Source organism: Candidatus Accumulibacter sp. ACC012 (genome assembly GCF_907163155.1).
Lineage (GTDB): Bacteria > Pseudomonadota > Gammaproteobacteria > Burkholderiales > Rhodocyclaceae > Accumulibacter > Accumulibacter delftensis.
The window spans coordinates 38,979-61,952 of sequence record NZ_CAJQUC010000004.1 but is presented as its reverse complement, the minus strand read 5'-3'; the positions used below and the strand labels follow the sequence as shown (position 1 = coordinate 61,952).

The following is a 22,974-nucleotide window of genomic DNA, read 5'->3' as shown; positions in this document are numbered from 1 at the left end:
CCTTCGCCCCGGGCGACACCGTCGTTGTCCAGCGTCACAGAGTGCGGAAGGGCCGCCCGCCGAGACGTTTGCCGGCCTATGAAGGCGTCGTGATTGCCAAGCGCAATAGCAGCGTCAACTCCAGCTTCATCGTGCGCAAGGTTTCGTCGGGCGAGGGCGTCGAGCGTACCTTCCAGACCTATTCGCCGCTGGTCGCGGCGATCGAGGTCAAGCGTCGTGGCGACGTCCGTCGTGCCAAGTGCTACTACCTGCGCCAGCGTTCGCGGCCCAAGTCGGCGCGGATCAAGGCAAAAGATGGTCGCAAGCAACGCTGAACCGCGGGCGCTGAGCGCGGTAACGAACCCAAACCAAAAAGTGGCGAAGTCGGGAGACTTCGCCACTTTTGCTTTCCGGGTCAGCCCCGGTCGCGGGCGAGCGGCTCAGGAAGCTGCAGCCTGCTTGTCCTTCTCGATCAGCGCGTACGCCGAATGATTGTGGATCGACTCGAAGTTCTCGGATTCGCACACATAGGCATCGCATGCGCTGCTCGGTGTTGAGGGCGCGCAGCCACATCGCGCACCATGTCTTCGACGAACTTCGGATTGTCGTAGGCACGTTCGGTGACGTATTTCTCGTCAGGGCGCTTGAGCAGGCGTAGAGTTCGCAGGACGCCTGCCCTTCGACGAATTGCACCAGTTCTTCGATCCACAGTGATCGTTGATTCTGACGGTGACGGGTCACACGTGCGAGCGCTGATTGTGCGCCCGCGTCGCGTAAATCTCCTTCGCCGAACACGGGCACAGGATGGTGACCGGAACGAGCGACCTGATCGTCGACGACCGATACCGCCCCACCGCGCCGATCTAGCCATATCAGGGTGACGATCGTAATCCATCAGGCGCTGCCACCCCCGACACCGGTGCGGTCTTGTGATGAAATACGCGAAAGCCCCCTCATTTCGATGTGCCCTGGTCTCGGACTTCAGAGCCGAAGTCACACACCATGTCCGCAGCATGGCGGGAAAGTTCTCGACGGAAATCTCGCGTTCGTGGTGTTGAGGATTTCACGAAGCGCGACATGTGCCTGTGCTTTGAGAAGTTGTGCGGCAGGGTGACGTACATGTTGAACACGGCGATCGTGCTGCTGCTACCGCCCGCCGGATTGTCGAGCACCTTGACCGCGTTGGCGCTATCGCCTTGAGGCCCCGACCTTGTTGATGGCGTATGCGGCGGGTATCGGCTGAGCCCTGGACGCTCCACCCAAGGTGAGTCGCGCATTGCCGGGTTTTCTGGTGGATTCATTACTGCTCCTGATGGGTGTTGCTATATGTGCCCCGCCCAACGATTCTCCTTGGGGCCTCGCCAGCGCTGCAGACTTGCGGCGCGGCACTACCCCCCCGGCGCGATTCCGTCGCGCAGTGAAGGCCGACATCTCGAGCCAGCAGCTAGCGCCTGGTCCGCCAATGATCGAGGAAGCCGGTGGGAATCCCAGGCGCAAGAATCGCGCTGGGCCGGCAACTTCCTCGAGGACGCGCGCGCACCTCGGAACCGGCACCACCGCCAAGGCATTCTCTTCGACACTGCACCAGCAGCGGAATGTTCTGCTTGCCAGGGCGAGGACCAACTCGCGTCGATTAGGTTTGACGAAGCGCATAGGTGGCTACCGTGGTGGTTCTTGCAGCGGCACTTCGAGCAGCCGGGCGTCAGCCATGCTGCCGCAAAGCGAGACCAGAGCGACCTCGCCCCCCCGGCGGCGAATTCACATTTGCCGAGCGGCAAACGAGCAGCGTCCTGTCGCATCGGCCGCGCACGGTGCCGTGCCCGCCCGGGTAGCGCACGAGCGCTCCGAGTAGTCCAGCTGATACGGCGGTGTCAGCATCTGCAGGCACTCGTCTTCGTAGCGTCGCGCTCATCGAGACACCCATGTTCGCGGATGTGGTCAGGAAGGAAATATCGAAAGCGCACCGATGGTGTGTTCGAGGCCGTCGGCACAACCAGGACCGCCACGCGTCGAGCCGCGAAGAACTACCGACGCCAGGTTTTGCAAAGCCACGCCTCGTGTATCAGCTGATCGTAGCAACGCTGCCCAGGCAAGGCCCTGAGAGATCGCAAGCCCACCGGTCGCAATGCTTTCGGGGGGGTTGGGGGGGGGGGCCGGGGGGGGGGGGGGTGGGGGGGGGGCGGGGTCTGTGGGTGGGGGGGGGGGGAGGCCAGGCCGGCTCCGGGCAAAGGATGACGGCGTGCCCTGCCTCGGCGAATGCCGACATCGTAATAGCGATCCGGGTTACAACATTCGCTGAAGCCGCAGCAGGACGGAATGCCTTCGACGCATCGCCGGCGTGATTCATGCCCACCAGTCTGGATCCGCGGCCCGCCATGTCGCCAAAGCCCAGTCGCCAAAAACCTGACCGCTGTAGCTCGCGATTTTGCGCCCGGTTTGCCGCCGCGCGATACCGACTTCCGGAATTGAATTCGAGACCCCGTGGTAGAGGATTCGCCGATGTTCGACCTCGGCAAGTTTCGTAACCCTGCGCCTCTCTGGTGGATCACGTGCGGAATGAGGACCTCTTGAGGATTCTTCAGGTTGAGCAGCGTCGCTCTACCAGCGATTCGAAGATGTGGCGTCTGATCGCGGCCAATGTAGTTGAGGCCGAGTTCACTCGAACAGTGTCCCCGGCGGTCAGCATGCCCTTGACGCTGCACTCCTTGGTAGAGCCCGCGCTTGGCGAAGTTCGAGCCAAGGAGGGAAAAAGTCGAGAATCTTCTCGCTGCATTGCGCGCACGGCGTGGGAAAGGGTTACCGGAAAAAAAAAAAAAAACCCCCCCCCCCAAAAAACAGTCGTTGCCAGGTTATTTTTTTTTTTCTTAAAGGTTGAGCGCTCCCACCGGCGGTGAGATCGACATGTCGTTATCGTTGAGAACGACGAGCATGTCGGCGTCGGCGACGCCGGCATTGTTGAGGGCTTCAAAGGCCTGCCCAGCCGACATCGCGCCATCGCCGATGATGGCCACCACTTTGCGGGTTTCGTGCTTGATCTTGGCGGCCAGCGCCATACCCAGGGCCGCCGAGATCGATGTCGACGAGTGACCGACGCCGAAAGTGTCGTACGGGCTTTCGCCGCGTTTCGGAAAGCCCGAGATGCCGCCGTGCATGCGCAGCTTGGCCATGCCCTCGCGGCGGCCGCTGAGCGTCTTGTGCGCATAGGTCTGGTGGCCGACGTCCCACACCAGGCGGTCGTGCGGCGTATCGAAGACATAATGCAGGGCGACCGTTAGCTCAACCGTGCCGAGGTTCGACGAGAGGTGACCACCGGTCCGGGAAACCGAGTCGACCAGAAAGGCACGCAACTCGTCAGCCAGTTGTGGTAACTGGCGGCGGTCGAGCTTGCGCACTTGCGCCGGATCGCTGATGGTGTCGAGCAGAGGGTAAAGGGTCATAGTCTCGTTTGGGTCCTGCAGAAGCGCTCGCTGGTGGCGGTGAGCGGAAGCGGCGCCTAGAATTTTGCGCTGGGTAATGAAGTCGGTGAGTTCGAGCAGGCGCTGGCGGCGTGCGCCGAAAGGTGTGAGCGCTTCGAGCGCCTGTTTTCTCAGATCGTCGGCAAACTCGCGGGCGCGTTCGAGGCCCATCAGGCTGACGTAGGTCGGCTTTTCGGCGGCCGCATCCTTGCCGGCTGTCTTGCCGAGGGTCGCGGTACTGGCCGTGCAATCGAGGATGTCGTCGACGACCTGAAAAAGCAGGCCGGCACGTTTGGCGAAGCGGTCGAGCGACGTGCTTTCGTCGACGCTCAAGGCGGCACCGCAAAGGGCGCCGAGCAGCACTGCCGCGCGGATCAAGGCACCGGTCTTGAGCGCGTGCATCAGTTCAAGCTCAGGCTGGTTGAGGCTCTTGCCGACCGCTTCGAGGTCGATCGACTGGCCGCCCGCCATGCCACACGAGCCGCTGGCGCGGGCCAGCAGGCGCAGCATTTCCAGTTGCCGGCCCGGCTCGCCGAAATCCTTGCGCGCCAGCAGTTCGAAGGCCAGCGCCTGCAGGCTGTCACCAACCAGCAAGGCCGTCGCTTCATCGAACTCCACGTGGCAGGTCGGCCGGCCCCGTCGCAGCACGTCGTTATCCATTGACGGCAGGTCGTCGTGGACCAGTGAATAGCTGTGGATCAGCTCGACTGCGCTGGCCACCACTTGCAGCCGTTCCGCCGGGGCCGCGGTCAGTTCGCCGGCCGCGTAAACGAGCAGCGGTCTTATCCGTTTGCCACCATTCAGGCTGGCATAGCGCATCGCCCGGTGCAGGCGAGCCGGAATCGCTTCAGCAGGCGGCAAGTTGCCGGCGATGGCCGCTTCGACCTGTACCTGGACGCGACGCATCCAGTCCGGGAAGGCTAGGGTCCCTGGCGCTGGTGCAGGGGCAAGTGCTGTCGGCACGCTCATCTGGCCTCACCGCCAGTGGGCTCGAAAGCGCGCAGCGCGCCGTTTTCAAGCACCTGGATTTGCGCTTCGGCGTTGCTGAGCTGCTGTTGGCAGTGCGTCAATAGTTCGCTGCCACGGCGATACGCCGCCAGTGACTCCTCGAGTGGCAGGCGGCCTCCCTCCATGTCCTGGACTAGCTGTTCAAGTTCGGCAAGAGCCGCCTCGAATTTCAGTTTGCCAATGGTCACCGCGTCCGAAGCGCGTGCGGCGCCGTCGACGGCTTTCTCGGAGTTTGGTCGTGGCATCGGAGAGGCTCGAATCAAACCGCCGAAAATAGCGTATTAGTGGCCCCGCGGTCAACAAATGGAAAGCATTCTCGCGCCCCCGCTTCTGGCCAGAGCGTGGCACAATCGCTGGCGATGGGACTGGTGCTACACTTGCGCAACCAAAAAAGGGAGGATGCCATGATAGTCATCGAAAACCGGCCCAGGCGGGTCGAGGTCACGGTTTATGCGGAATTCACGCTCGCCGATTATCAGGAGTTCGAAAACGCCGTCAATTACGTCATCCAGTTCGAGGGGCAGGTTGACCTGTTTTTCGACTTGCGCGAGATGGCCGATTTCACTCTCGACGTGGCCTGGGAAGATATCGTCTTTTCGCGTGCCCATGCCAAGGATTTCAGCCGCATTGCGGTGCTCACCGAAAGTCAGTGGGTGGCGTGGAGCGCCTGGTTGTCTCAGATTTTCGTCGAAGCCGAGATGCGCGTTTTCGACGAAGAAGTCGAAGCCCGCGCGTGGCTGGCCGAAGGGGACGGGGAGGGGCTGGCGTGAGCTACTCGACGGTCGTCAGTGCCGCTCGTCTGGCCCATCATCTCGACGATCCCGACTGGCGAATTTTTGATTGTCGCCATCAACTGAGCGATCCCGAAGCCGGTGCCCACGCCTACGCCGCCGGGCATCTGCCGGGGGCGAGTTTCCTGCATCTGGATCGCGACCTGTCGGGGCCGATGAATGGCAGCAACGGTCGTCATCCCTTGCCCGACCCACAGCTTCTCGCCGCCACGCTGGGCGCGGCCGGCGTTTCAGGCGAAACGCAGGTGGTCGCCTACGACGACGCAGGCGGGATGATGGCCAGTCGACTATGGTGGTTGCTGCGTTGGCTGGGCCACGATCGCGTCGCTGTTCTCGACGGCGGCATCGAGCGCTGGGTCGCCGAGGGCAGGCCGCTGTCGACGGCGTCACCAGAAGTTGCCGTAGCGCGTTTCGAGGGGTCGCCACGTGACTGGGTAGCCACGACCCAGGAGGTTCTGGCCGATGTTAGCAACGGCCAGTTCTGCCTGATTGACGCCCGCAGCCCGGATCGCTTCCGTGGCGAGAACGAAACGCTCGACCCGGTCGGTGGTCACATTCCGGGCGCGCGCAACCGCTTCTTCCGCGACAATCTCGATAGCGAAGGTTGTTTTCGCCCCGCCGCCGAACTGCGCCGGGAGCTGCTGGCGCTGCTCGCCGGGATCGATCCGAAGCAGGCAGTAATGAGCTGTGGCTCGGGCGTCACCGCCTGTCACAATCTCCTGGCCATGGAAATCGCCGGTCTGCATGACGCACGTCTGTATGCCGGTTCGTGGAGCGAATGGTGTAGTGACCCGGCGCGGCCGGTCGCCGGTCAGGCTAGCTGATGCCTCAAACGGCGAACAGGTCGACGGCGGATACTCTTGTCTTTCCAGTTCAATTGATGCGATTCTCTAAGACGTTTTTTTTTAGGGTTTTACTGGTCGGCGAGCCGGCCTGTGCTGGCGTTTCCTGTTTCTCAACATCAAGAGGGAAGAAAACCATGAAAAAACTTGCAGCTATGGTGGTGGGTGGTTTGTTGCTGGGCGCTGGTGTCGGTGTGGCGACGGCGGGTTCTCGTTGTGAACCGTTTCAAGGAACGCTGAAGTTGGCCTTCAATCCGTCGCCGACGCTGGGGGATTGCCAGGGCTTCGACGCGATAAAGGGCAAAGAGCGCTTTTTTGAGGGCGCTGTTTTCCACTACCAACAATTGCCACCAGGATACCCGTTGGCTGCTCCGCTGCCGCTACAGATGTGCTTCTCGGGGGAAATCAGTGGCGCCACGCTGGGAGGGCGTGCGGTTGAGGCGACGTCTGTGTCGGCGCTGACAGTCAATAGCTTCCCTCTTGCGGGGGCCACAAGTTGCGGCTCTGTTCCCTGCCCGCAGATGCTTACCGCGGCAACGGTGGTGACGGTTACTGCCACCGGTGAGCCCAGAAAAGATAAGGAATTGGGCCAGATATTCCTGCGTGATACCGGCGTCTTACTTCCCGCCACTGATCAGCGGGGGCCATTGGCTATTGAGCAACTGATTGGTGTTGGCGGTACCAAGAAATTCTCCAACGCCAGTGTTTCAATGGAGATCGTTGGCTACGAGTTTGCTGGTGCCCCGGTCAAAGGCACCATCTGCCGTTAAGCTGTGGGTCCGCGAGGTGCAGCAGGCCATCTGGCGAGCGGTGGTCTGCTCCAGCTGGGAGAGGGGTGTTCTGATGGGAGAATCGTGGCGAAAGTGACTTCTCCTCGTTATCGGATGATCTGCATGCGGCTTGCCGTGGCAACTGCGTTGTGCGCTGGTAGCCTGCTGCCGCCTGTGGCAACCGCAGCGACCGTCGGCCGCGTCTTCGTTTCTTACGCGGTCGATGGCAGCCCCCGTTACGCCAGCCAGCGTCTCGACGCCAGTTACCGCGTGTTCATTCGCGGTGAGACGGTGCGCACGAAGAGCGGCAAGGCGCCAAGCACACGTAGCCACGTCAGCCAGGAACAGGGTCGGCGGCAGTTGACGCCGTTGATCGCGCATTTCGCTCACCTCCATCAGGTGGAGCCGGAATTGGTCGCGGCAGTAGTTGCCGTCGAATCCGGCTTCAACACCGCCGCTGTTTCGCCGGCAGGGGCAGTGGGTGCGATGCAGCTGATGCCAGCGACCGCGGCACGCTACGGCGTGACCAACGCCGCCAATCCGGCGCAGAACATCGACGCCGGCGTGCGCCATCTCAAGGACCTGCTCCGCCTGCATGGTGGCAACGTCGCCCTGGCCCTGGCGGCCTACAACGCCGGCCAGGGGGCGGTGGCCAGGAACGGCGGCCGCATTCCGCCCTATCGCGAAACGATGCTTTATGTACCGGCGGTGCTGGCGGCAGCGGCAAGGGGGGGAGGGCTGTGAGCGGGACCCTGCACCGTACTTTCCAGGCGCGCACCGCCGCCGGCTTCACCCTGCTCGAACTGCTCGTGGTGGTGACCATCATCGGCCTGTTGGCGGCCTATGTTGGCCCGAAGTACTTCTCGCAGTTGGGCAGGTCCGAGCAGGGGGTGGCCAAGGCGCAGGTGGAGGCCTTCGCACGCGCACTCGACACCTATCGGCTGGAAGTCGGCCGCTATCCGAGCAGCGAAGAAGGGCTCGAGGCCTTGCTCAGCAAGCCGGCCAACGCCGCCCGCTGGAACGGCCCTTATCTGCAGAAGGCGGTGCCCGACGATCCCTGGGGTCACGCCTACCTCTACCGGTCGCCAGGGAGCACTGGCGACTTCGAGATCACCTCGTATGGCAAGGACGGCCAGCCCGGAGGGACCGGCGATGCCGCCGACGTCACCTATCAATGAGAATCTGGCGGAGCGAGGATGCGCTTTGAGGTTCGTGCCCTATCTTCCGACAACCTGATCGAGACGCACAGCATTGATGCCGCGGATGCCGGGGAGGTAGGCAGGTTGCTGCAACAACGGCGGCTGCAGCCGCTGTCGATCAAGGCGGCAGGTGGTGTCGGTGACGCGGCGGCGCGCTTGCCGGGGCGCGGCAGCCGAGCGTTTTCACTGCTCTTGTTCAGCGCCGAATTGTTGGCCTTGCTGGAAGCCGGCTTGAGCCTGGTCGAGACCTTCGACGCATTGCTCGAGAAAGAAAGCTCTCCGACCTCGCGGGCAGTGCTCGAACGACTGACCACTCACCTGCGCGAAGGCCTGCGTTTTTCGGCCGCCCTGGCCTTGCAACCCGGGGTCTTCCCACCCCTTTACGTCGGCATCGTCAAGGCTGCCGAAGGGACCGGCGACCTGCCGCACGCCCTGGCGCGCTATATCGACTATCAGACGCGGCTCGACGCCGTGCGCAGCAAGTTGCTCAGTGCGGCCATTTACCCGGCCATCCTGCTCGCCGTCGGCGCTGCGGTGACTGTTTTCCTGATGGCTTACGTCGTGCCGCGTTTTTCTGCCGTGTACCAGGGGAGCGGTCGTTCGCTGCCCTGGTTGTCACAGCGCCTGCTCGACTGGGGACAATTGCTCAGCGAGCATGCCGACGCCGTTTTTTGGGGGCTGCTGGTGCTGACCACGGCGGCTATCTTCTCGCTGCGGCACTTCATGCGCAGCGGTCGCTGGATCGTTTTCCTGACCCGCCTGCCGGGTGTCGGCGAGCGCATCCGGGTGATCGAGTTGTCGCGCCTGTACCTGACCACCGGCATGCTGCTCGAAGGGGGGATACCGATCCTGACGGCGCTTGATATCGTCGGCGACGCCGTTTCTCCGAAAACGCGCGACGCACTGCGTACTGCGCGCAGCTTCATCTCCGACGGCGGCGCCTTGTCGGAGGCTTTCGAGCGCAGCGGGCTGGCGACGCCGGTTGCCCTGCGCCTGCTGCGCGTCGGCGAAAAGTCCGGGCAGATGGGCGCCATGCTGACGCGCTCGGCCTTGTTCTACGAAGGTGAGAGTGCGCGCTGGATAGAGCGCTTCGCAAAAGTCTTCGAGCCGCTGCTGATGACTGCCATCGGCCTCCTGGTGGGGCTGATCGTGGTTCTGTTGTACATGCCAATTTTCGACCTCGCGGGTGCGCTGCAATGAACGCTGCCGGCGAGCCGAGCAGCGAAAGCATTGACGATGCCCTGCTGCAGAAAGCCAGGAATCTGGCGCGCGGCTCCGGGCGCTCGCTGGTCAGCGAACTCGAAGCGCTGACCGCCAATGAACCGCGCCAGCTGGTCGACGCTCTGGCGCGGCGCTTTCAGCTGCTGGTCATGGATACCACCGAGATGCTGGCTTGTGGTGCGGCCTTCGACCTGCTGCCGCTGCTCAAGGCGCAGCAGCGTGGCTGTGTGCTGCTGCGCTCGCTGCCCAGTGGCGGAGGCGGCGAGGGGGATGAAACGCGGCTCATTGCCGTCATCGGCGATCCCTTTGACAGCGACTGCATGGTCTGGCTGAGCAGCCTGGCCGCTGCACCGCTGCACTATTGCCTGGCTCTGACGGCTGACATCCAGGCCTATCTGTCGAAACATGAAGAATCGGTGCATGCCGTGCAGTCCCTGGTGCACGATAGCAGCAGCGCCGTCGATCCCTCGCGGAGCGCAGAAGTCCTCAGTTTTGCGTCGCTCAGTGAAGCCTCGAGCCCGGCTGTCAAACTGGTTAATTCCACCGTCTATGACGCCGTACGGGCGGCGGCGAGTGATGTGCATCTCGAGAGCACGCCGACTGGCATTACCATCAAGTATCGCCTCGACGGGGTACTCGACACGGTCGCGCAGATCAGTGGCGTGGCCCTCGCCGAGCAGGTGGTGTCGCGGCTGAAAGTGCTCGCCGAACTCGATATTGGCGAGCGGCGAACGCCGCAGGACGGCAGCTTTCGGGTCCAGGTGGCCGGTCGCGACATTGACCTGCGGGTATCGATCATGCCCAGCATTCATGGCGAGGATGCGGTCGTGCGCATTCTCGACAAGCGTGGCGTCATCGAGGCGCACGGCTCGCTGACGCTGGACCTGCTGGGCTTCGACGCTCTCTCGCTGAAAGCCCTGCGGCGCCTGGTCGAAGAACCCTACGGGATGTTGCTGGTGACCGGCCCGACCGGCTCGGGCAAGACCACCACCCTGTACGGCGCCATTTCCGAGATCAATAGCGGTCGCGACAAGATCATCACCATCGAAGACCCGGTCGAGTACCAGCTGCCCGGCGTCCTGCAGATTCCGGTCAATGACAAGAAAGGCCTGACCTTTGCGCGCGGCCTGCGCTCGATTCTGCGCCACGATCCCGACAAGATCATGATCGGCGAAATCCGTGACCGCGAAACGGCCGAGATCGCCGTGCAGTCGGCGTTGACCGGGCATCTGGTGTTGACCACCGTGCATGCCAACAACGTCTTCGATGTTTTCGGTCGTTTTACGCACATGGGCATCGATCCCTACGCTTTTGCCTCCGCGCTGAACGGTATCTGGGCGCAACGTCTGCTGCGCGTTAACTGTGCACGCTGCAGCGAAGCCTATACGCCCGGCGAAGCGGAGCTCGAACGCTTCGTCATCACCGCCGATGCGCTGGCGGATTTCGACTTCCGCCGCGGCAGCGGCTGTGGCGATTGTCGAGGTAGCGGTTATCGTGGGCGCAAGGCGATCGCCGAGATTCTGAATCTGAACGATGAGTTGCGCGAGTTGATCATCGAAAAACGTCCGCTCAGGCAGCTCAAGGAAGTTGCCTACCGCAACGGTACGCGCAGCCTGACCGAAGCCGCGCTGCGTCTGGTCGCCAGCGGCGAGACCACCCTCGAGGAACTGCGCCGTGTCACGCTTTCGTGCTAGACGACTGCTGCTCGGCTGCAGCGCAAGCGACCTCGTCCTCCTGGCCGAGCCGGAAGCAACTACGGACACCCCGCAGCTTCTGGCGGCACTGGCTGTCGCCGCCCCCGCCGCGGCAACAGCCAGTGCCGCCACGGCAGCCCTGGGTGCGGCCCTGGCAGCGCTGCAGCCTGCGCCGCTGGCAGCCGCTGACCAGGCGCAGGCTGGCACGCACTCCGACGCGCAGTCCCCATCTTTGAGCGTTACGCTCGATGACGGCCTGGTCAGGAGTTTCGTCGTCACGCCGCCACGTGGCGCGCAAGGGCTGCGCGAATTGCGCGCCACGGCGGCAGCCCGCTTTGCGGCGCTCTATGGCGAGTCGGCCGAGCATTGGCTGTTGGTTGGCGACTGGCATGCGAGCTTCCCGTTCGTCGTCTGCGCGTTGCCGCGGGTACTTTATCGGGCGCTCGATCAGTGGGCGCAGGCGCATTCCTGGCGCCTCGATTCGATGACTCCGGCCCTGGTCCGCGTCTGCAATCGCCTGTGCGCATCGATTCCGAGCGACGGCTGCTTGCTGGTCGGCTTCGGGCAGAGGCTGAGTTTGCTCTATATCTGCAACGACCAGGTGGCAAGTACGCGCAGCGTGCTCTTGCCCAGCGTCCCGGATTTCGCCGCCCTGGAAACCCTGTTGGCCCAGGAACGCCTGCGCAGCCCGGATCAGGGTGCGAGCGGCAAACAGCAGTCGCTGTTGTGGGCGGGCGCGGCCGACTGGCTGCCACTAGCAAGCCGCATGGCCGGCCTCGAGTCGCGGACGATTCGCCTGCCTGGCGGCGGAGGCTCGGCAGCCACACAGCTGGCGCTTGCCGGGAGGCGGTCATGAAGCCCCTGAACATCGATTTCGTCGTTCGTCCGCCCTGGCAGCAGCCCCTGGCCACGCGCAGTCGGGCGATTCTGATTGCCCTTGGCGGGGTGGCGGTGCTGGCTGCCGCAGCGCTGGCCTGGCAAGTGCTACAGCTCGAACGGCAGCGCGCTGAAAGTGCGCAGGCGATCGTTCGGGCCGGCCGGGAAATTGCCGCCCATACGCCGCCGCCGCGACCGCCGCTGTTCTTGTCCGCCGCGCAGGTACTGGCCGTCAACGGCGCCATCGGGCAACTGAATACGCCGTGGCCGGCGCTGCTCGACGCTTTCGAGAGCGTGGCCCGCGCCGACATCGCGTTGCTGCAGATCGAGCCGGATAACCAGCGGCGCCTGGTCAAGGGGGTCGCCGAAGCGATGGATCACCAGACGATGCTCGACTACCTGGCCGCGTTGGGGGCGGCCGCACCTTTTTCCCGGGCGCTGGTGAGCAAACAGGAAATCAACGACAAGGACCCCAACCGGCCGCTGCGCTTCAGCTTCGAGGCGCTGTTCGACGATACGCCAGGCAAGGGCCCGGCCAGCGACCGCGCGACGCCGCAGGCGCGTCCCCGGGAGCTCCGGTGAAGCGCATCTCGCTGCTGGTCGACCGCTTGCGCCTGAGCGCCGAGATTGGCTTGCACCGGCATGGACCGTGGTGGCTGCTTCTGGCGCTGAGCTTCTGCTTGCTGCTTGTACTGGCCGCAACACTCCTGCCGGCGCTGCACGCCGAGCTGGCGGCGGCGCAGGGCAGTCTGCGCGCCTTGCAGGCGCGCGCGGCGAACGGCGAGCCGCCGCCGGGAGCGCCGGAATCGGCCTCCGAACGCCACTACCAGGCGTTTCAGGAGGTTCTCGCCGAAGAAAGTCAGGTTCTCGCCAGTATCCAGGCGGTGCTCGACCTGGTGGCCAGTCATCAGTTGCTGAGCACGCGCGCCGAGTATCAGCGTGGCCGTGACCTGCAGGCGCAAGCTGACACCCTGCAGATGATCGTGCCGGTGCGTGGGCGCTACGCCGATATTCGCCGCTGGATTGAAGAGATCCTGGCCACGCAGGCCTTCATTGCGGTCGATGAACTGGGATTCAAGCGCGATGAAATTGCTCGCAACGAGGTCGAGGCCAGGGTCAGCCTGACCATCTGGCATCATCGGGCGCGGCCGACAGAGGGCGTTGGCGTGCTCGGTGCGGACGCGGCGGAGCGCGCCGATGAGGTGCCTCGATGAACCGGCGTCGCTTGCTGCTCCTTGCCCTGTTGCTGCTTGCTGCCTGGCTGGCACTGTTTGGCGACAAGACGCCGTCGGACAGCTCGCGCGGCGAAGTCGTTGCGCCGACTTCGCCGCGCGCAGCGTCCGCGCCGAATGCCGACAGCAGGCTTGCCGCCCGCAGGCCGGTCGACAGTCGCTCGGCGCTGTCACCGACGCGCGCCGGCAATGCCGCCGCGACGTTCGAAATCGCGGCCCTGATTCCGCGCGCGCAACTGATTCCCGGTGCCACTGATGAGCGTGCAAGTCGCGATCTGTTTCCGTCGCTAAGCTGGGCGCCGCTGCCCCCGGCGATGCCCGTGACCTCGGCAACATCCGCAAGAACACTCGCACCAATGGCACCGCCGCCCCCCTTCCTGTACCTTGGCAACAAATTCGAAGCGGGGCGCTGGGAGGCTTACCTCGCACGCGGCGAACAGGTGTTCATTGTTCACGAGGGGACGAGGCTTGAACGAGACTACCAGGTCAAGGCGATTGCCCCGTCCACACTGACCTTGATCTACCTGCCGCTGAAGCAGGCACAGAGCATATCGATCGGAGGATCGCCATAGTGAGCAAGGAGAGGCCGGGTATGCGCGCTGTACCGGCAGGCTGGCGGCATTGCTGCCTGAGCGTCGCCGCGGCCCTGATGCTGGCCGGTTGCGCTGCGCAGACGGCGTATACCGAGGGGCAGGAGCTGTTGGCCGCTGAACAGGTCGACGCCGGGCTGGCCAGAATTCAGGAGGCGATCAAGCTTGAACCGGGTTCTGCGGAGTATCGCATCGCCTACGCACGGGCGCAGGAACGCTACGTCAAGGCCAGCCTGGAGGTCGGCGAACGCGCCCTGGCGGAGGCCCGTTACGAGGCCGCCGATGGCGCTTTTCGGCGTGCACTGGTGCTGCAAGCGGGTAATGAGCGGGCGCTCACCGGGCTGCAGTTGGTGGCTGCTGCGCGTCGGCATGACATTCTCTACAGCGAAGCGCTGGCCGCCTGGAGCCGGGCCGACGGCGAAGCGGCGCTGGCCAGTCTGCGCACGATTCTCGCGGCCAACCCGCAGCACCCGCGTGCGCTGGATTTGCAGCGCATTATGGAAGCCAGCGCTGCGCGCGTCGTCAAGGAATCGGTGCTGGCGGTGGCCTACCGCAAGCCGATCAGCATCGAGTTCAAGGACACGCCGCTAAAAACTGTTTTCGAAGTGATTTCGCGTACCTCGGGGCTGAACTTCGTTTTCGACAAGGATTTGCGCGCCGATCAGAAGGTCACCATCTTCCTGCGCAACAGTACCATCGAGGCAGCGATCAACCTGGTGCTGCTGACCAACCAGATCGAGCAGCGCGTCCTCGATGGCAACTCCATCCTGATCTATCCGAACACCCCGCTCAAACAGCGCGACTACCAGGCCTTGACGGTGAGGACCTTCTATCTGGCGAATTCGGACGCCAAGACCGTCGCCACTACCTTGAAGACGATCCTCAAGAGCCGGGATATCGTGGTCGACGAGAAACTGAATCTGCTGATGATTCGTGACAGCCCGGAAGCGGTTCGCGTCGCCGAGAAACTGGTTGCCTTGCAGGACGTGCCGGAGCCCGAGGTGATGCTCGAAGTGGAGATCCTTGAGGTCAAACGCTCCCGTCTTCGCGACCTGGGGGTCAACTGGCCGAACAACCTGGCGCTGACCCCGCTGCCGTCGGCCGATGGTGGCCAGCTGACCCTGAACGATCTGCGCAATCTCAACTCGTCGACCATTGGGGCCACCGTCGGCCCGGTCATTATTAGCGCCAACCAGGCCGATTCCGACGTCAACCTGCTGGCCAACCCGCGGATTCGCGCGCGCAACCGCGAGAAAGCCAAGATTCTGATTGGCGAACGCGTGCCCAACATCACCTCGACGGCTACTTCGACAGGCTTTGTCTCCGAGTCGATTACTTACATCGATGTCGGGCTCAAGCTGGACATCGAACCAACGATTTACCTGGACAACGAAGTGGCCATCAAAGTGACCCTCGAGGTCAGCAACATCATTGATCAGGTGGAGACCAAATCGGGGACTGTTGCCTATCGCATCGGCACGCGCACGGCGACCAGCGTCCTGCGTCTCAAAGACGGCGAGAACCAGTTGCTCGCCGGTTTGATCAGCGACGAAGACCGCCGGACTGCCGACAAGGTGCCCTTCCTGGGGGATATTCCGGTGCTCGGTCGATTGTTCGGAGGGCATCGCGAGGAGGGAATCAAGACCGAGATCGTGCTCTCCATCACTCCCCGGGTGCTGCGCAACATCCAGCGCCCGGAGGCCTATCTTGCCGAGTTCGATGGCGGCACCGAGAGCAACTTCCGCAGCCGGCCGGCTGCTCGGGGAGCGGCATTGGCCAGTGCCTCGGGCGTGGCCGCCCCTAGCGGTTCGCCGTTGAGCCTGGTGGGCCTGTCGGCGGGTGCCAGCGGTGCCAGGAGCCGAGCGCCAGGCAATTACCCGGCCGAGACGGCGGCTTCCAGCGGCGCTCAGCCGGTGTCGGCGGCCAATTCCGCAGGCGTCCTGACGGCTCAGGATGCCCAGACCGCGGAGACCGCCCAGGCGGCGGTCGCCTCGGGTGCTGGAGCGCAGCTGCTCTGGCAGGGCCCGACGCAGCTCGGCACCGGTGACAGCTTTTCCTTGCAGCTGGTCATGCAGGCAGATCAGCCGGTGGTCAGCCTGCCGCTGGCGATCGCTTTCGATCCGCGCGTGGTGCAGGTCGCCGACGTCAGCGAGGGGGGCTTCCTCCGCCAGAATGGCGGCGAGACCAGCTTCACCTATCGCGTCGATCCCGGTGGACAGGTGCTGATTACCGGGACCCGTTCGGGTGCCGGCGGCGCGACCTTGCAGGACGTGGTGGCGACGCTCAATTTCCGTGCCGTGGCGCCCGGTGACGCGAAGATCGAGCTGATTACCATCGCCCCGGTTGGCTCAGGCGGCTCGGCGATCAAGGCCAAGCTGCCGCCGGCGCACCCGTTGACCGTTGTCCAGTGAGCAATGATGAGCGGATTGGCCCGACCTCGGGCGACGATTTCCTGGCGTAGGATCGGTGCCACCGGCGGTGGCGTGGGTGCAGTGGGTCGTGGCGATGGTTTCTCGCTGCTAGAACTGCTGATCACCCTGGCCATTGTTGCCGTGCTGGCAGGGGTCGTCGTGCCGGTGGCGCAGACTGCCGTTCAGCGCGCCAAGGAGCAGGAGCTCAGACTCGCACTGCGTGAACTGCGCTCTGCCATCGATCAGTACAAGAAGGCCGGTGACGAAGGTCGTATCAGGACGGCGGTGAGCGACAGCGGTTATCCGGCGAATCTGCAGGTTTTGCTCGCGGGAGAAGTGGATTTGCGCGACCCCAAGCAGCGGAAAATTTACTTCCTGCGGCGGATTCCGCGCGATCCGCTGCATCCGGATAGCCGGGCGCAGCCAGCCGATACCTGGGCCAAACGCGCTTACACCAGCGAACCCGATAACCCGAGCGAGGGCGACGACCTGTACGACGTGTACTCCAGATCAACAGGCGTCGGTTTGAACGGCGTGCCCTACCGGCAATGGTGAATCGCGCCAGGCCTCGCCTGCGTGGGCAGGGTTTTACGCTTATCGAGCTGCTGGTCGTGCTGTCGATCATCGCCCTGCTGCTCACCCTGGCCGTGCCGAGATACTTCAACAGCATCGATGTCGCGAAAGAAGCGGTGCTGCGCGAGAATCTGCACCTGGTGCGCGAGACGATCGACAAGTTCTACGCTGACAAGGGGCGCTATCCCGAAAGCCTCGACGAGCTGGTCAGCGAAAAATATCTACGCGCGCTGCCCTACGATCCGATTACCGGTAGTTCGACTACCTGGCTGCTGATTGCGCCCGATTCGGCTGGCGTCGGAGGCCGTGTCTATGACCTCAAGAGCGGCGCCGACGGCGCCACCCGGGACGGCCAGCCGTTTACCGAACTGTAGCCATGCGCGGCGATCGTTTTTGCCGCGCTTGCGCCGGCCGCTGCGAGGCCGGCTTCACTTACCTCGGGCTGCTGATTCTGGTCGCCATCCTGGCGCTGGCGACGAGCGCCACCTTGACCCTCGGCAGCATCGTGCAGCGGCGTGAGGCCGAGCAGCGGCTGCTCGAAGTGGGGGCTGCGTATCGGCAGGCGCTTGCCAGTTATCTGAACAGCAGCCCGGCTGGCGACCGCCGCTACCCGGGCGCCCTCGCCGAACTGCTCAAGGACCCGCGCTATCCAGGCGTGCGCCGGCACTTGCGGCAACTCTATCCGGACCCGATTACCGGCAAGAACGAGTGGGGCCTGGTCGGCGCGCCGGGCGGCGGAATCATGGGTGTGCACAGTCTCTCGAACGCGAAACCCATCAAGATCGCCGAGTTCGAGCTGGAGAACGAGTCTTTCGAGGAGGCTGCGCACTATTCAGAATGGGTGTTTATCACCCGGTCGCTGGCCCCGGCAAGCGGCGCGATCCCGGCCCAGGGCGGCCTGCCACCGGCCGCTATCCCGGCGCTGCCGTCCTTGCCAGCAGCGCCGATATTCTTCCCGCAGAACGACGCTCCCGCAGCCGCTCCGCCGCCAGCGCCGATCCCCTTGGAGAACTTGCCAGCGCGCTGAGCCGACCCTGGCTCAAAGATTGGCCACCGCCCGCAGCACAGTCTGTGTTTCGTCGCGGCGGACGCGATTGCTGAACCACCACACGCCGCTGCGCTTGATCGTCCAGTCGGCTTCCTGTCCCGACAGCAGCAGTGCTGCCAGACGGCCCAGCGCCGGCTGATGACTGACCAGGATGACGGTGCCATGGTAGTCTGGCCAGCCGGCGATGGCCAGCAGGTCGGCGGCGTCGGCGCCGACCGCAAGCTGCGATTTGACGTCGTAGGGCAGGCCCAGGGCCTGCGCGGTTTGTCGGGCCCGTCGCGCCGGGCTGGAAAGGACCTGAACCTTGCGCAGCGGCTGCTTCTTCAGCCACTCGGCCATGCGCTCCGCATGCTTCTCGCCACGTCCAGAAAGCTTGCGTCGATTGTCCGCGATCTTGTCCGTTGCCGCTTCGGCTTCCGCATTGCGCCACAAAATCAGATCCATGTCCGTTCGCTTTCCCGACTGAAAGACAAGCAGCATGGCCGCCGTTTGTTTCGGGATGATGAACCACTCAGCCGCGACGAGACGCTGGCGCGGCCGCAAGCTGCTCTGCCGCGCGGACGCCAGGCGCCGGCGATCGTGGCGGTCGCGCAGGTATTTGTTGCGCTCGGGGCGGCGGCGCGGCAGTTCCGGCTGCGGCCTCGGCATGGGCCGTCTCGCAGGCAGCGATCAGTTCGAGTCGTCCGTCGAGATGCTCGACGATCGCCGTGCAGCTGTCGACCCAGTCGCCACAGTTGGCGTAGGTCATACCGTCCTTGGTCTTGATCGTCGCACTGTGGATATGCCCACAGATGACGCCATCGAGATGGCGTCCGCGCACCGCGTGGATCACCGACTCCTCGAAGTCGAAAATGAAGGACACGGCACGTTTCACGCGGCCCTTGGCATAGCCGGCGAGCGACCAGTAGCCTTGCCGCCGCAACAGCCGACGCAGCCAGGTCAGCAGTCCATTGATGCGCACCAGAGCGTCGTAGCCGACGTCGCCGACGACTGCCAGCCAGCGGTGATAGCGCGTCACCTGGTCGAACTGGTCACCATGCAGCAGCAGGAAACGGCGACCCTCGGCAGTGACGTGGATATGTTCGCGGCGCACCAGGATGTCGCCGAAGGATACGCCGTCGTAGTCGCGCAAGCCTTCGTCGTGGTTGCCGGGAATCAGCATCACTCGTTCGCCACGTCGCGCGCGGCGCAGGATTTTCTGCACCAGGGTGTTCTGGGCCGGCGTCCAGTGGACGCCGCGTTTCATCGCCCAGAAGTCGATGATGTCGCCGAGCAGGTAAAGGTATTCGGCCTCATGCTCGCGCAGGAAGTCGAGCAGGCGTTCGGCCTGACAGCCGCGCGTTCCGAGATGGACGTCCGAAACGAAGATGGCGCGGACTTTCATCGGCGCCGGTCGTGGCGTCGGGTAAAGCGGGACAGCGGCAGCATCAGCATCAGGTCGGCGGTATTGAAGTCGGGATTCCACGCGGGTTCGCCGCAGACCCAGGCGCCAACCCGCAGATAGTCCTCGAGCAAGGGCGGCATCACGAGCGCGCGTGGGTTGGCCAGCTCTTCGACAGGCAGACGATGTAGCGGGAAGACGCGGTCGTCGATCGGTGCCACCTGTTGCGGGCGGAATTGCCGGAAGAGGCTGGCCGCATGCTCACCGCCGTCGGTGATGCCGATCGACACGCAACCGATCAGGATCTGCTGGTCGTGGATCAGCGGGTGGTCGATCAGGCTTTCCCAGAGCAGAGAACTGACCTTGCCGCTGCGGTAATCGGGATGGATACAGCAGCGGCCGACTTCGGCCATGCGCGGAAGCAGTTTTCGCAGGCGGTGGATGTCGAAAACGTTCTCGCCATGGTAGCTGTCGACGCGCTTTTCGGCTCCGGCCGAAAGAAAGCGCAGGGAGCCGGCGAGAGTGTTCGATGCCTCCTCCCGGGCCATCAGGTGTCGGCAGTAGGGATCATAGAAATCGCTGTCATGGCCAGGAATCCGGCCTCGCACACGGGCGTCGAGTTCCCTGGCCAAGACCTGGTAGCGCAGGCGCTGAGTTTCGCGAACTTCGTCCGTGCCCTGGGCGAGGCTGACGCAGTAGTCCGGGTAGTCGTTCGCCGGGGTGGTGCGGGGGCGTTCCCGCAGCTCCTGATCCATGAGGCGCTCCATTCGTGACTTGAGGAGCGCCCATTCTCGATAGCCGTTGTGACAGGCAGGTGACGATCGCGCAACCTTGGCGTTTCGGGGCGACAGCGCGCTGACGAGCGGTTGGCGGTGGCTATTTCAGGTCTGCGCGTTGCCGTTCATAGGTCGCGTGGTTTTCCTTGTTGAGCCGGTCGCGACAGGCCTGCAACTCGCTTGGCGGCTGTTGTCGGCATCGGCTCTCGGCGCTGTATTTCATGCCTTCATACCAGGCCTCGGTGGTACAGGCGGCGCTCGTCAGTGCCAGGGCGGGAAGTGCCAAAGTGATCAGAACTGAGCTGGTTTGCACGCGATTTGACTCCGGGATTGTGATGTGCAACGACCCGGACCCGAGGGTCCGGGCGCTGGCGGAACTGCGCGAAGGCCAATGGTAAGGCCAACGGCTGCGCCCAGATGATGGGGCTTCACCTTGGCGCAGATCGTGGCCCCCCTGGCGGTAGCTGCAGCGCTCTGGTGGGCGTGCCGGAAAGCTTGCTCCGCGCACCGCTTGCGCGCCTATAATCGAATCACCGGGCCATTCGCAGGTGAACGTCATGGGTGACAGAGAGAATTCGCTGATCAAGCTGCAGGATCTCGCCAGCTTCCTGGACGAAGGCAGCTTCGACGACAACATGCAGCAACTCGCAGCAATTGCGGCACGAGTACTCAACGCCGAAAACTGTTCGCTGATGTTGCTGACCGAGAGCGAAGACGAGGCGGCTGGAGGCGACGACATGTGCCTGCGCGTCTGTGGCAGCTGCGGTTCGCTGCCCGCCGCGGCATACAAGGAAAACACTCGCACTGGCGAAGGCATTGCCGGGCGAGTGGTTGCCACCGGTAAAGCCTTGTTCATCGAGGACATCGAAAGGTCCGAGTTTGCGCAGTGGGCGCGGCGTGCCAATGATCCCCGCAAGAGCCTGCTTTCCTCGCCGATTGCCATCAATGGCAAAACCATCGGCGTGATCAACATCAGCGGACATCGGCAGGCGCGCAGCTTCACCAAGGACGACCTGAGTCTGCTCGAGGTCGTCGCGCTATTCGTTGGCAAAGCCATTCAGGTGGTGCAACTGCAGAACATCCTGAGGTCGCGCTTTACGCAAATGGCGCTGATGCAGTTCGCTGAAAAAGACATTGGCGGCGCGCTGGAATGCGCCGTGGCCAATCCTGATCAAGTGGCCAGGATCCTCGCCAAGTCGTTCTACAAGGAAATGACTCGTGCCGGTTTCGGCTCAAGCCAGATCATCAACGCGGCTTCGGAGATCGTTGGCCAACTGAGTGTCAGCCTGAGCCGGCACAGCAAGCGGATCGAGCAACAGACAGCCGGTTAGGCCGAGCCAGAAGCAGCTGCCCGGCGCCCAGCGCCTTTCGCTCCTGGTTGTGCGGGTGGCAAATGGGATGGCAAAAGCCTCGCCAGGATCCTGCGCCTAGCGCCTCCGCTGATATCAAGCACAGCAGCGAAAGCGACGCTGTCCGGGCTCTTTCCCTAGCCGGCCGGCTGAGCGATGAGCGGCGGTGACGCTCCGAATCATCCACTCGGAATCGTCATTAGTCGCCGAATTTCTGGCCAATCAGTGACCAGGCATCGTTAAAACCGCTGCCCACTCCCCAGCCCAGGTTGCGGCCGGTGGCGCGGATGTCGCCCAACTCGCTGATGAAGTGCTCACGCTTCGCTTCCGGCAAAGTCATGACGGTTGTCAGCGCTTGCTCGAACATGTGCAGCAGCGCGTCGAAATAGTCCTTGTCAGCGACGCCGATTTCGCTGCTGAAGCCGACGGCGTGTCGGCAGTAGAAGACCATCAGCTCGGCCAGGCCCTCGGCGTCGCCGACGTCTTTCTGGTAGTCGGCAATCGGTTTCCGGGCGTTGGCCACCGAATAGCTCTGGTTGCTGAAGACGTCCGGCCACAGCCAGCGATCGATGATTGCCTTGTACGGTTTGAGGGCATCACCACCGAGCCCGAAGCGGGCGTGCAGGAAGGTCTTATTGTCCTTGCGCGCGGCGTACAGATCTTCAAGCAGGCCAAGCAGGTCTGCCCGGTCGAAGTCCTCCAGGGCGGCTTTGACGTCGCTCCATGTGGGGGCTGATTTCCTGGTCACCATTTTCTTGCTCTCCTCTTGTTGGCAGAGGCAGGGGCTTTGTGGCGGGCTCCTGAATCCTGGCCTTGGACCGACAAATTTTTCCTGCCGGGCGCACGTCCTTGTGATCCGCAACTTGCGCGGCGAGGTAATGCGCGTGACCTCATACTAGACCTTTTTTCTGGACGAATTGCTCGCGCGGACTGCTTTGACGTTCCTCACATGTTCGCTCGCGGCGGCCACGCCCAAGGCGTTCATCGCGAGGTCGACGGATAAGGCTTTGCTGCGGATGTCGGCGACTCAGTGGCGGGCGTAGACGCTGGTCGAGCCCTTGGGGTCGACCAGCAGGGTGTCGTAGGGGACCGGGCTGGAGCTTTCCATTCCTGGTGATCCAGCCGGCATCGCCGGCACCGCGAGTCCCAGCGCCTTCGGTTTTTCCTTGAGCAGGCGCTTGATATCGGCCGCGGGGACATGGCCTTCGATCAGGTAGCCGTTGACCGTCGCGGTGTGGCACGAGCCTAGATCCTCGGGCATGCCCAGCTTCTTGCGATTGGCGGGCACATCGTCGACATCATGCGTACTTACCGCGAAGCCATTGTCGCGCAGATGCTCGACCCAGCCACCGCAACAGCTACAGGAAGCATTCTTGTAAACCTCCACACGCGGGGCGCTTTGCGCGAACGCGCCACCGGCGGTGGAGAGGAGAACAAGGGCGAAGAAGAGGCGGATCAGCATCATGGCAGGATCTCGTTAAGTGGCAGGGAGGGAGGGAAAGAAAGAGAAGGAGGGCAGCGTTGGCCTGCCTTTGAATGCTCGACAATTCCCGACGAACGAGTATTCTGCAAAAGGGAAGGGTACTGCAAGCTGACAGCAAGATTACAGTTTCGTCATGCGTGGGCCGAGATAATTCGTCGCGCCGGCGAGGACTTGTTGCCCTGCGCCGCGTGCGGATGCCGTCTGTGCCGCCGCCTGAGCGGCTTGACCTGGGAGGCTGATGCCAAGCTGGGGAAGCGGCGTCTCGTCCCGCCTTTCCGAGCCGCTGATCGGTGTCC

25 protein-coding genes and 2 pseudogenes are annotated in these 22,974 nt (G+C 63.7%); 17 read left to right on the top strand and 10 right to left on the bottom strand.

Annotated features, from left to right (window positions below; genetic code table 11):
- The coding region (gene rplS, locus QZ648_RS07575) for a 50S ribosomal protein L19 (RefSeq protein ID WP_291996599.1) at window positions 1–314 on the top strand (314 nt) is incomplete at its 5' end.
- A 105-nt stretch (window positions 315–419) separates the two neighbouring features.
- On the opposite strand, the pseudogene QZ648_RS07570 reads toward rplS, so the two are convergent.
- The 4 genes and pseudogenes from QZ648_RS07570 to QZ648_RS07555 form a co-directional block, all read right to left on the bottom strand.
- A pseudogene (locus tag QZ648_RS07570) lies at window positions 420–1,276 on the bottom strand (GTP cyclohydrolase, FolE2/MptA family).
- Window positions 1,277–2,843: 1,567 nt separating this feature from the next.
- The gene (locus QZ648_RS07565) at window positions 2,844–3,416 is read right to left on the bottom strand and encodes a 1-deoxy-D-xylulose-5-phosphate synthase N-terminal domain-containing protein (protein ID WP_291996600.1); all 573 of its coding nucleotides are present in this window, start codon (window positions 3,414–3,416) and stop codon (window positions 2,844–2,846) included.
- A gap of 63 nt (window positions 3,417–3,479) precedes the next feature.
- Window positions 3,480–4,403 (bottom strand): annotated as a pseudogene (locus QZ648_RS07560) (polyprenyl synthetase family protein); the annotation flags it as partial.
- Window positions 4,400–4,687, bottom strand: coding sequence for an exodeoxyribonuclease VII small subunit (locus QZ648_RS07555; RefSeq protein WP_291996598.1), 288 nt, complete (start codon window positions 4,685–4,687; stop codon window positions 4,400–4,402). The pseudogene QZ648_RS07560 and the gene QZ648_RS07555, both read right to left, overlap by 4 nt.
- Window positions 4,688–4,846: 159 nt before the next feature.
- Between QZ648_RS07555 and QZ648_RS07550 the strand changes: the two genes are divergently transcribed.
- From QZ648_RS07550 to QZ648_RS07480, 15 genes are all read left to right on the top strand, one after another.
- Complete coding sequence (locus QZ648_RS07550) at window positions 4,847–5,212, top strand: STAS/SEC14 domain-containing protein (RefSeq protein ID WP_169065797.1); 366 nt, start codon at window positions 4,847–4,849, stop codon at window positions 5,210–5,212.
- On the top strand, window positions 5,209–6,057 hold the full coding sequence (locus QZ648_RS07545; protein ID WP_291996597.1) for a sulfurtransferase: 849 nt from the start codon (window positions 5,209–5,211) through the stop codon (window positions 6,055–6,057). The genes QZ648_RS07550 and QZ648_RS07545 overlap by 4 nt, the downstream gene beginning before the upstream one ends.
- A gap of 155 nt (window positions 6,058–6,212) precedes the next feature.
- Window positions 6,213–6,845 carry a hypothetical protein gene (locus QZ648_RS07540; protein WP_291996596.1) on the top strand — a complete coding sequence of 211 codons (633 nt, stop codon included), beginning with the start codon at window positions 6,213–6,215 and terminating at the stop codon, window positions 6,843–6,845.
- Between the two features lie 135 nt (window positions 6,846–6,980).
- Window positions 6,981–7,589 (top strand): lytic transglycosylase domain-containing protein, encoded by a 609-nt coding sequence (locus tag QZ648_RS07535; protein ID WP_291996595.1) that lies wholly within the window; start codon window positions 6,981–6,983, stop codon window positions 7,587–7,589.
- On the top strand, window positions 7,586–8,023 hold the full coding sequence (gspG, locus tag QZ648_RS07530) for a type II secretion system major pseudopilin GspG (protein WP_291996594.1): 438 nt from the start codon (window positions 7,586–7,588) through the stop codon (window positions 8,021–8,023). The genes QZ648_RS07535 and gspG overlap by 4 nt, the downstream gene beginning before the upstream one ends.
- An 18-nt stretch (window positions 8,024–8,041) precedes the next feature.
- On the top strand, window positions 8,042–9,244 hold the full coding sequence (locus QZ648_RS07525) for a type II secretion system F family protein (RefSeq protein WP_169065792.1): 1,203 nt from the start codon (window positions 8,042–8,044) through the stop codon (window positions 9,242–9,244).
- The gene (locus QZ648_RS07520; protein WP_291996593.1) at window positions 9,241–10,959 is read left to right on the top strand and encodes a GspE/PulE family protein; all 1,719 of its coding nucleotides are present in this window, start codon (window positions 9,241–9,243) and stop codon (window positions 10,957–10,959) included. The genes QZ648_RS07525 and QZ648_RS07520 overlap by 4 nt, the downstream gene beginning before the upstream one ends.
- Entirely contained in the window at window positions 10,940–11,815 is an 876-nt protein-coding gene (locus QZ648_RS07515) for a hypothetical protein (RefSeq protein ID WP_169065790.1), read from the top strand. The genes QZ648_RS07520 and QZ648_RS07515 overlap by 20 nt, the downstream gene beginning before the upstream one ends.
- Entirely contained in the window at window positions 11,812–12,417 is a 606-nt protein-coding gene (locus QZ648_RS07510) for a hypothetical protein (protein WP_169065789.1), read from the top strand. The genes QZ648_RS07515 and QZ648_RS07510 overlap by 4 nt, the downstream gene beginning before the upstream one ends.
- Window positions 12,414–13,049, top strand: a complete 636-nt coding sequence (locus QZ648_RS07505; protein ID WP_169065788.1) for a hypothetical protein — start codon at window positions 12,414–12,416, stop codon at window positions 13,047–13,049. The genes QZ648_RS07510 and QZ648_RS07505 overlap by 4 nt, the downstream gene beginning before the upstream one ends.
- A complete protein-coding gene (locus QZ648_RS07500) occupies window positions 13,046–13,639 on the top strand; it encodes a hypothetical protein (protein ID WP_291996592.1) in 594 nt (197 codons plus the stop codon). Before QZ648_RS07505 ends, QZ648_RS07500 begins: the two co-directional genes overlap by 4 nt.
- Before the next feature lie 20 nt (window positions 13,640–13,659).
- Window positions 13,660–16,068, top strand: a complete 2,409-nt coding sequence (locus QZ648_RS07495) for a secretin N-terminal domain-containing protein (protein ID WP_291996591.1) — start codon at window positions 13,660–13,662, stop codon at window positions 16,066–16,068.
- Window positions 16,069–16,071: 3 nt separating this feature from the next.
- Window positions 16,072–16,623: a type II secretion system protein gene (locus QZ648_RS07490; RefSeq protein WP_291996590.1), complete on the top strand. Its 552-nt coding sequence runs from the start codon at window positions 16,072–16,074 to the stop codon at window positions 16,621–16,623.
- Window positions 16,617–17,015, top strand: coding sequence for a prepilin-type N-terminal cleavage/methylation domain-containing protein (locus QZ648_RS07485; RefSeq protein WP_169065784.1), 399 nt, complete (start codon window positions 16,617–16,619; stop codon window positions 17,013–17,015). Before QZ648_RS07490 ends, QZ648_RS07485 begins: the two co-directional genes overlap by 7 nt.
- Before the next feature lie 2 nt (window positions 17,016–17,017).
- Window positions 17,018–17,668, top strand: a complete 651-nt coding sequence (locus QZ648_RS07480; protein WP_211203655.1) for a type II secretion system protein — start codon at window positions 17,018–17,020, stop codon at window positions 17,666–17,668.
- 12 nt (window positions 17,669–17,680) lie between these two features.
- Here QZ648_RS07480 and QZ648_RS07475 read toward each other — a convergent pair whose 3' ends face one another.
- From QZ648_RS07475 to QZ648_RS07460, 4 genes are all read right to left on the bottom strand, one after another.
- Window positions 17,681–18,133, bottom strand: a complete 453-nt coding sequence (locus tag QZ648_RS07475; RefSeq protein WP_169065783.1) for a histidine phosphatase family protein — start codon at window positions 18,131–18,133, stop codon at window positions 17,681–17,683.
- A gap of 67 nt (window positions 18,134–18,200) precedes the next feature.
- Window positions 18,201–19,073, bottom strand: coding sequence for a UDP-2,3-diacylglucosamine diphosphatase (locus QZ648_RS07470; RefSeq protein WP_291996589.1), 873 nt, complete (start codon window positions 19,071–19,073; stop codon window positions 18,201–18,203).
- Window positions 19,070–19,825 (bottom strand): GNAT family N-acyltransferase, encoded by a 756-nt coding sequence (locus tag QZ648_RS07465; protein ID WP_291996588.1) that lies wholly within the window; start codon window positions 19,823–19,825, stop codon window positions 19,070–19,072. Before QZ648_RS07465 ends, QZ648_RS07470 begins: the two co-directional genes overlap by 4 nt.
- 121 nt (window positions 19,826–19,946) lie before the next feature.
- Window positions 19,947–20,159: a hypothetical protein gene (locus QZ648_RS07460; RefSeq protein WP_169065780.1), complete on the bottom strand. Its 213-nt coding sequence runs from the start codon at window positions 20,157–20,159 to the stop codon at window positions 19,947–19,949.
- 244 nt (window positions 20,160–20,403) lie between these two features.
- On the opposite strand from QZ648_RS07460, the gene QZ648_RS07455 reads away from it, so the two are divergent.
- Window positions 20,404–21,177, top strand: a complete 774-nt coding sequence (locus tag QZ648_RS07455; RefSeq protein WP_291996587.1) for a GAF domain-containing protein — start codon at window positions 20,404–20,406, stop codon at window positions 21,175–21,177.
- A gap of 217 nt (window positions 21,178–21,394) precedes the next feature.
- Here QZ648_RS07455 and QZ648_RS07450 read toward each other — a convergent pair whose 3' ends face one another.
- On the bottom strand, window positions 21,395–21,946 hold the full coding sequence (locus tag QZ648_RS07450; protein WP_169065778.1) for a hypothetical protein: 552 nt from the start codon (window positions 21,944–21,946) through the stop codon (window positions 21,395–21,397).
- 276 nt (window positions 21,947–22,222) lie between these two features.
- Complete coding sequence (locus tag QZ648_RS07445) at window positions 22,223–22,657, bottom strand: DUF411 domain-containing protein (protein ID WP_169065873.1); 435 nt, start codon at window positions 22,655–22,657, stop codon at window positions 22,223–22,225.
- Between the last annotated feature and the right edge of the window lie 317 nt (window positions 22,658–22,974).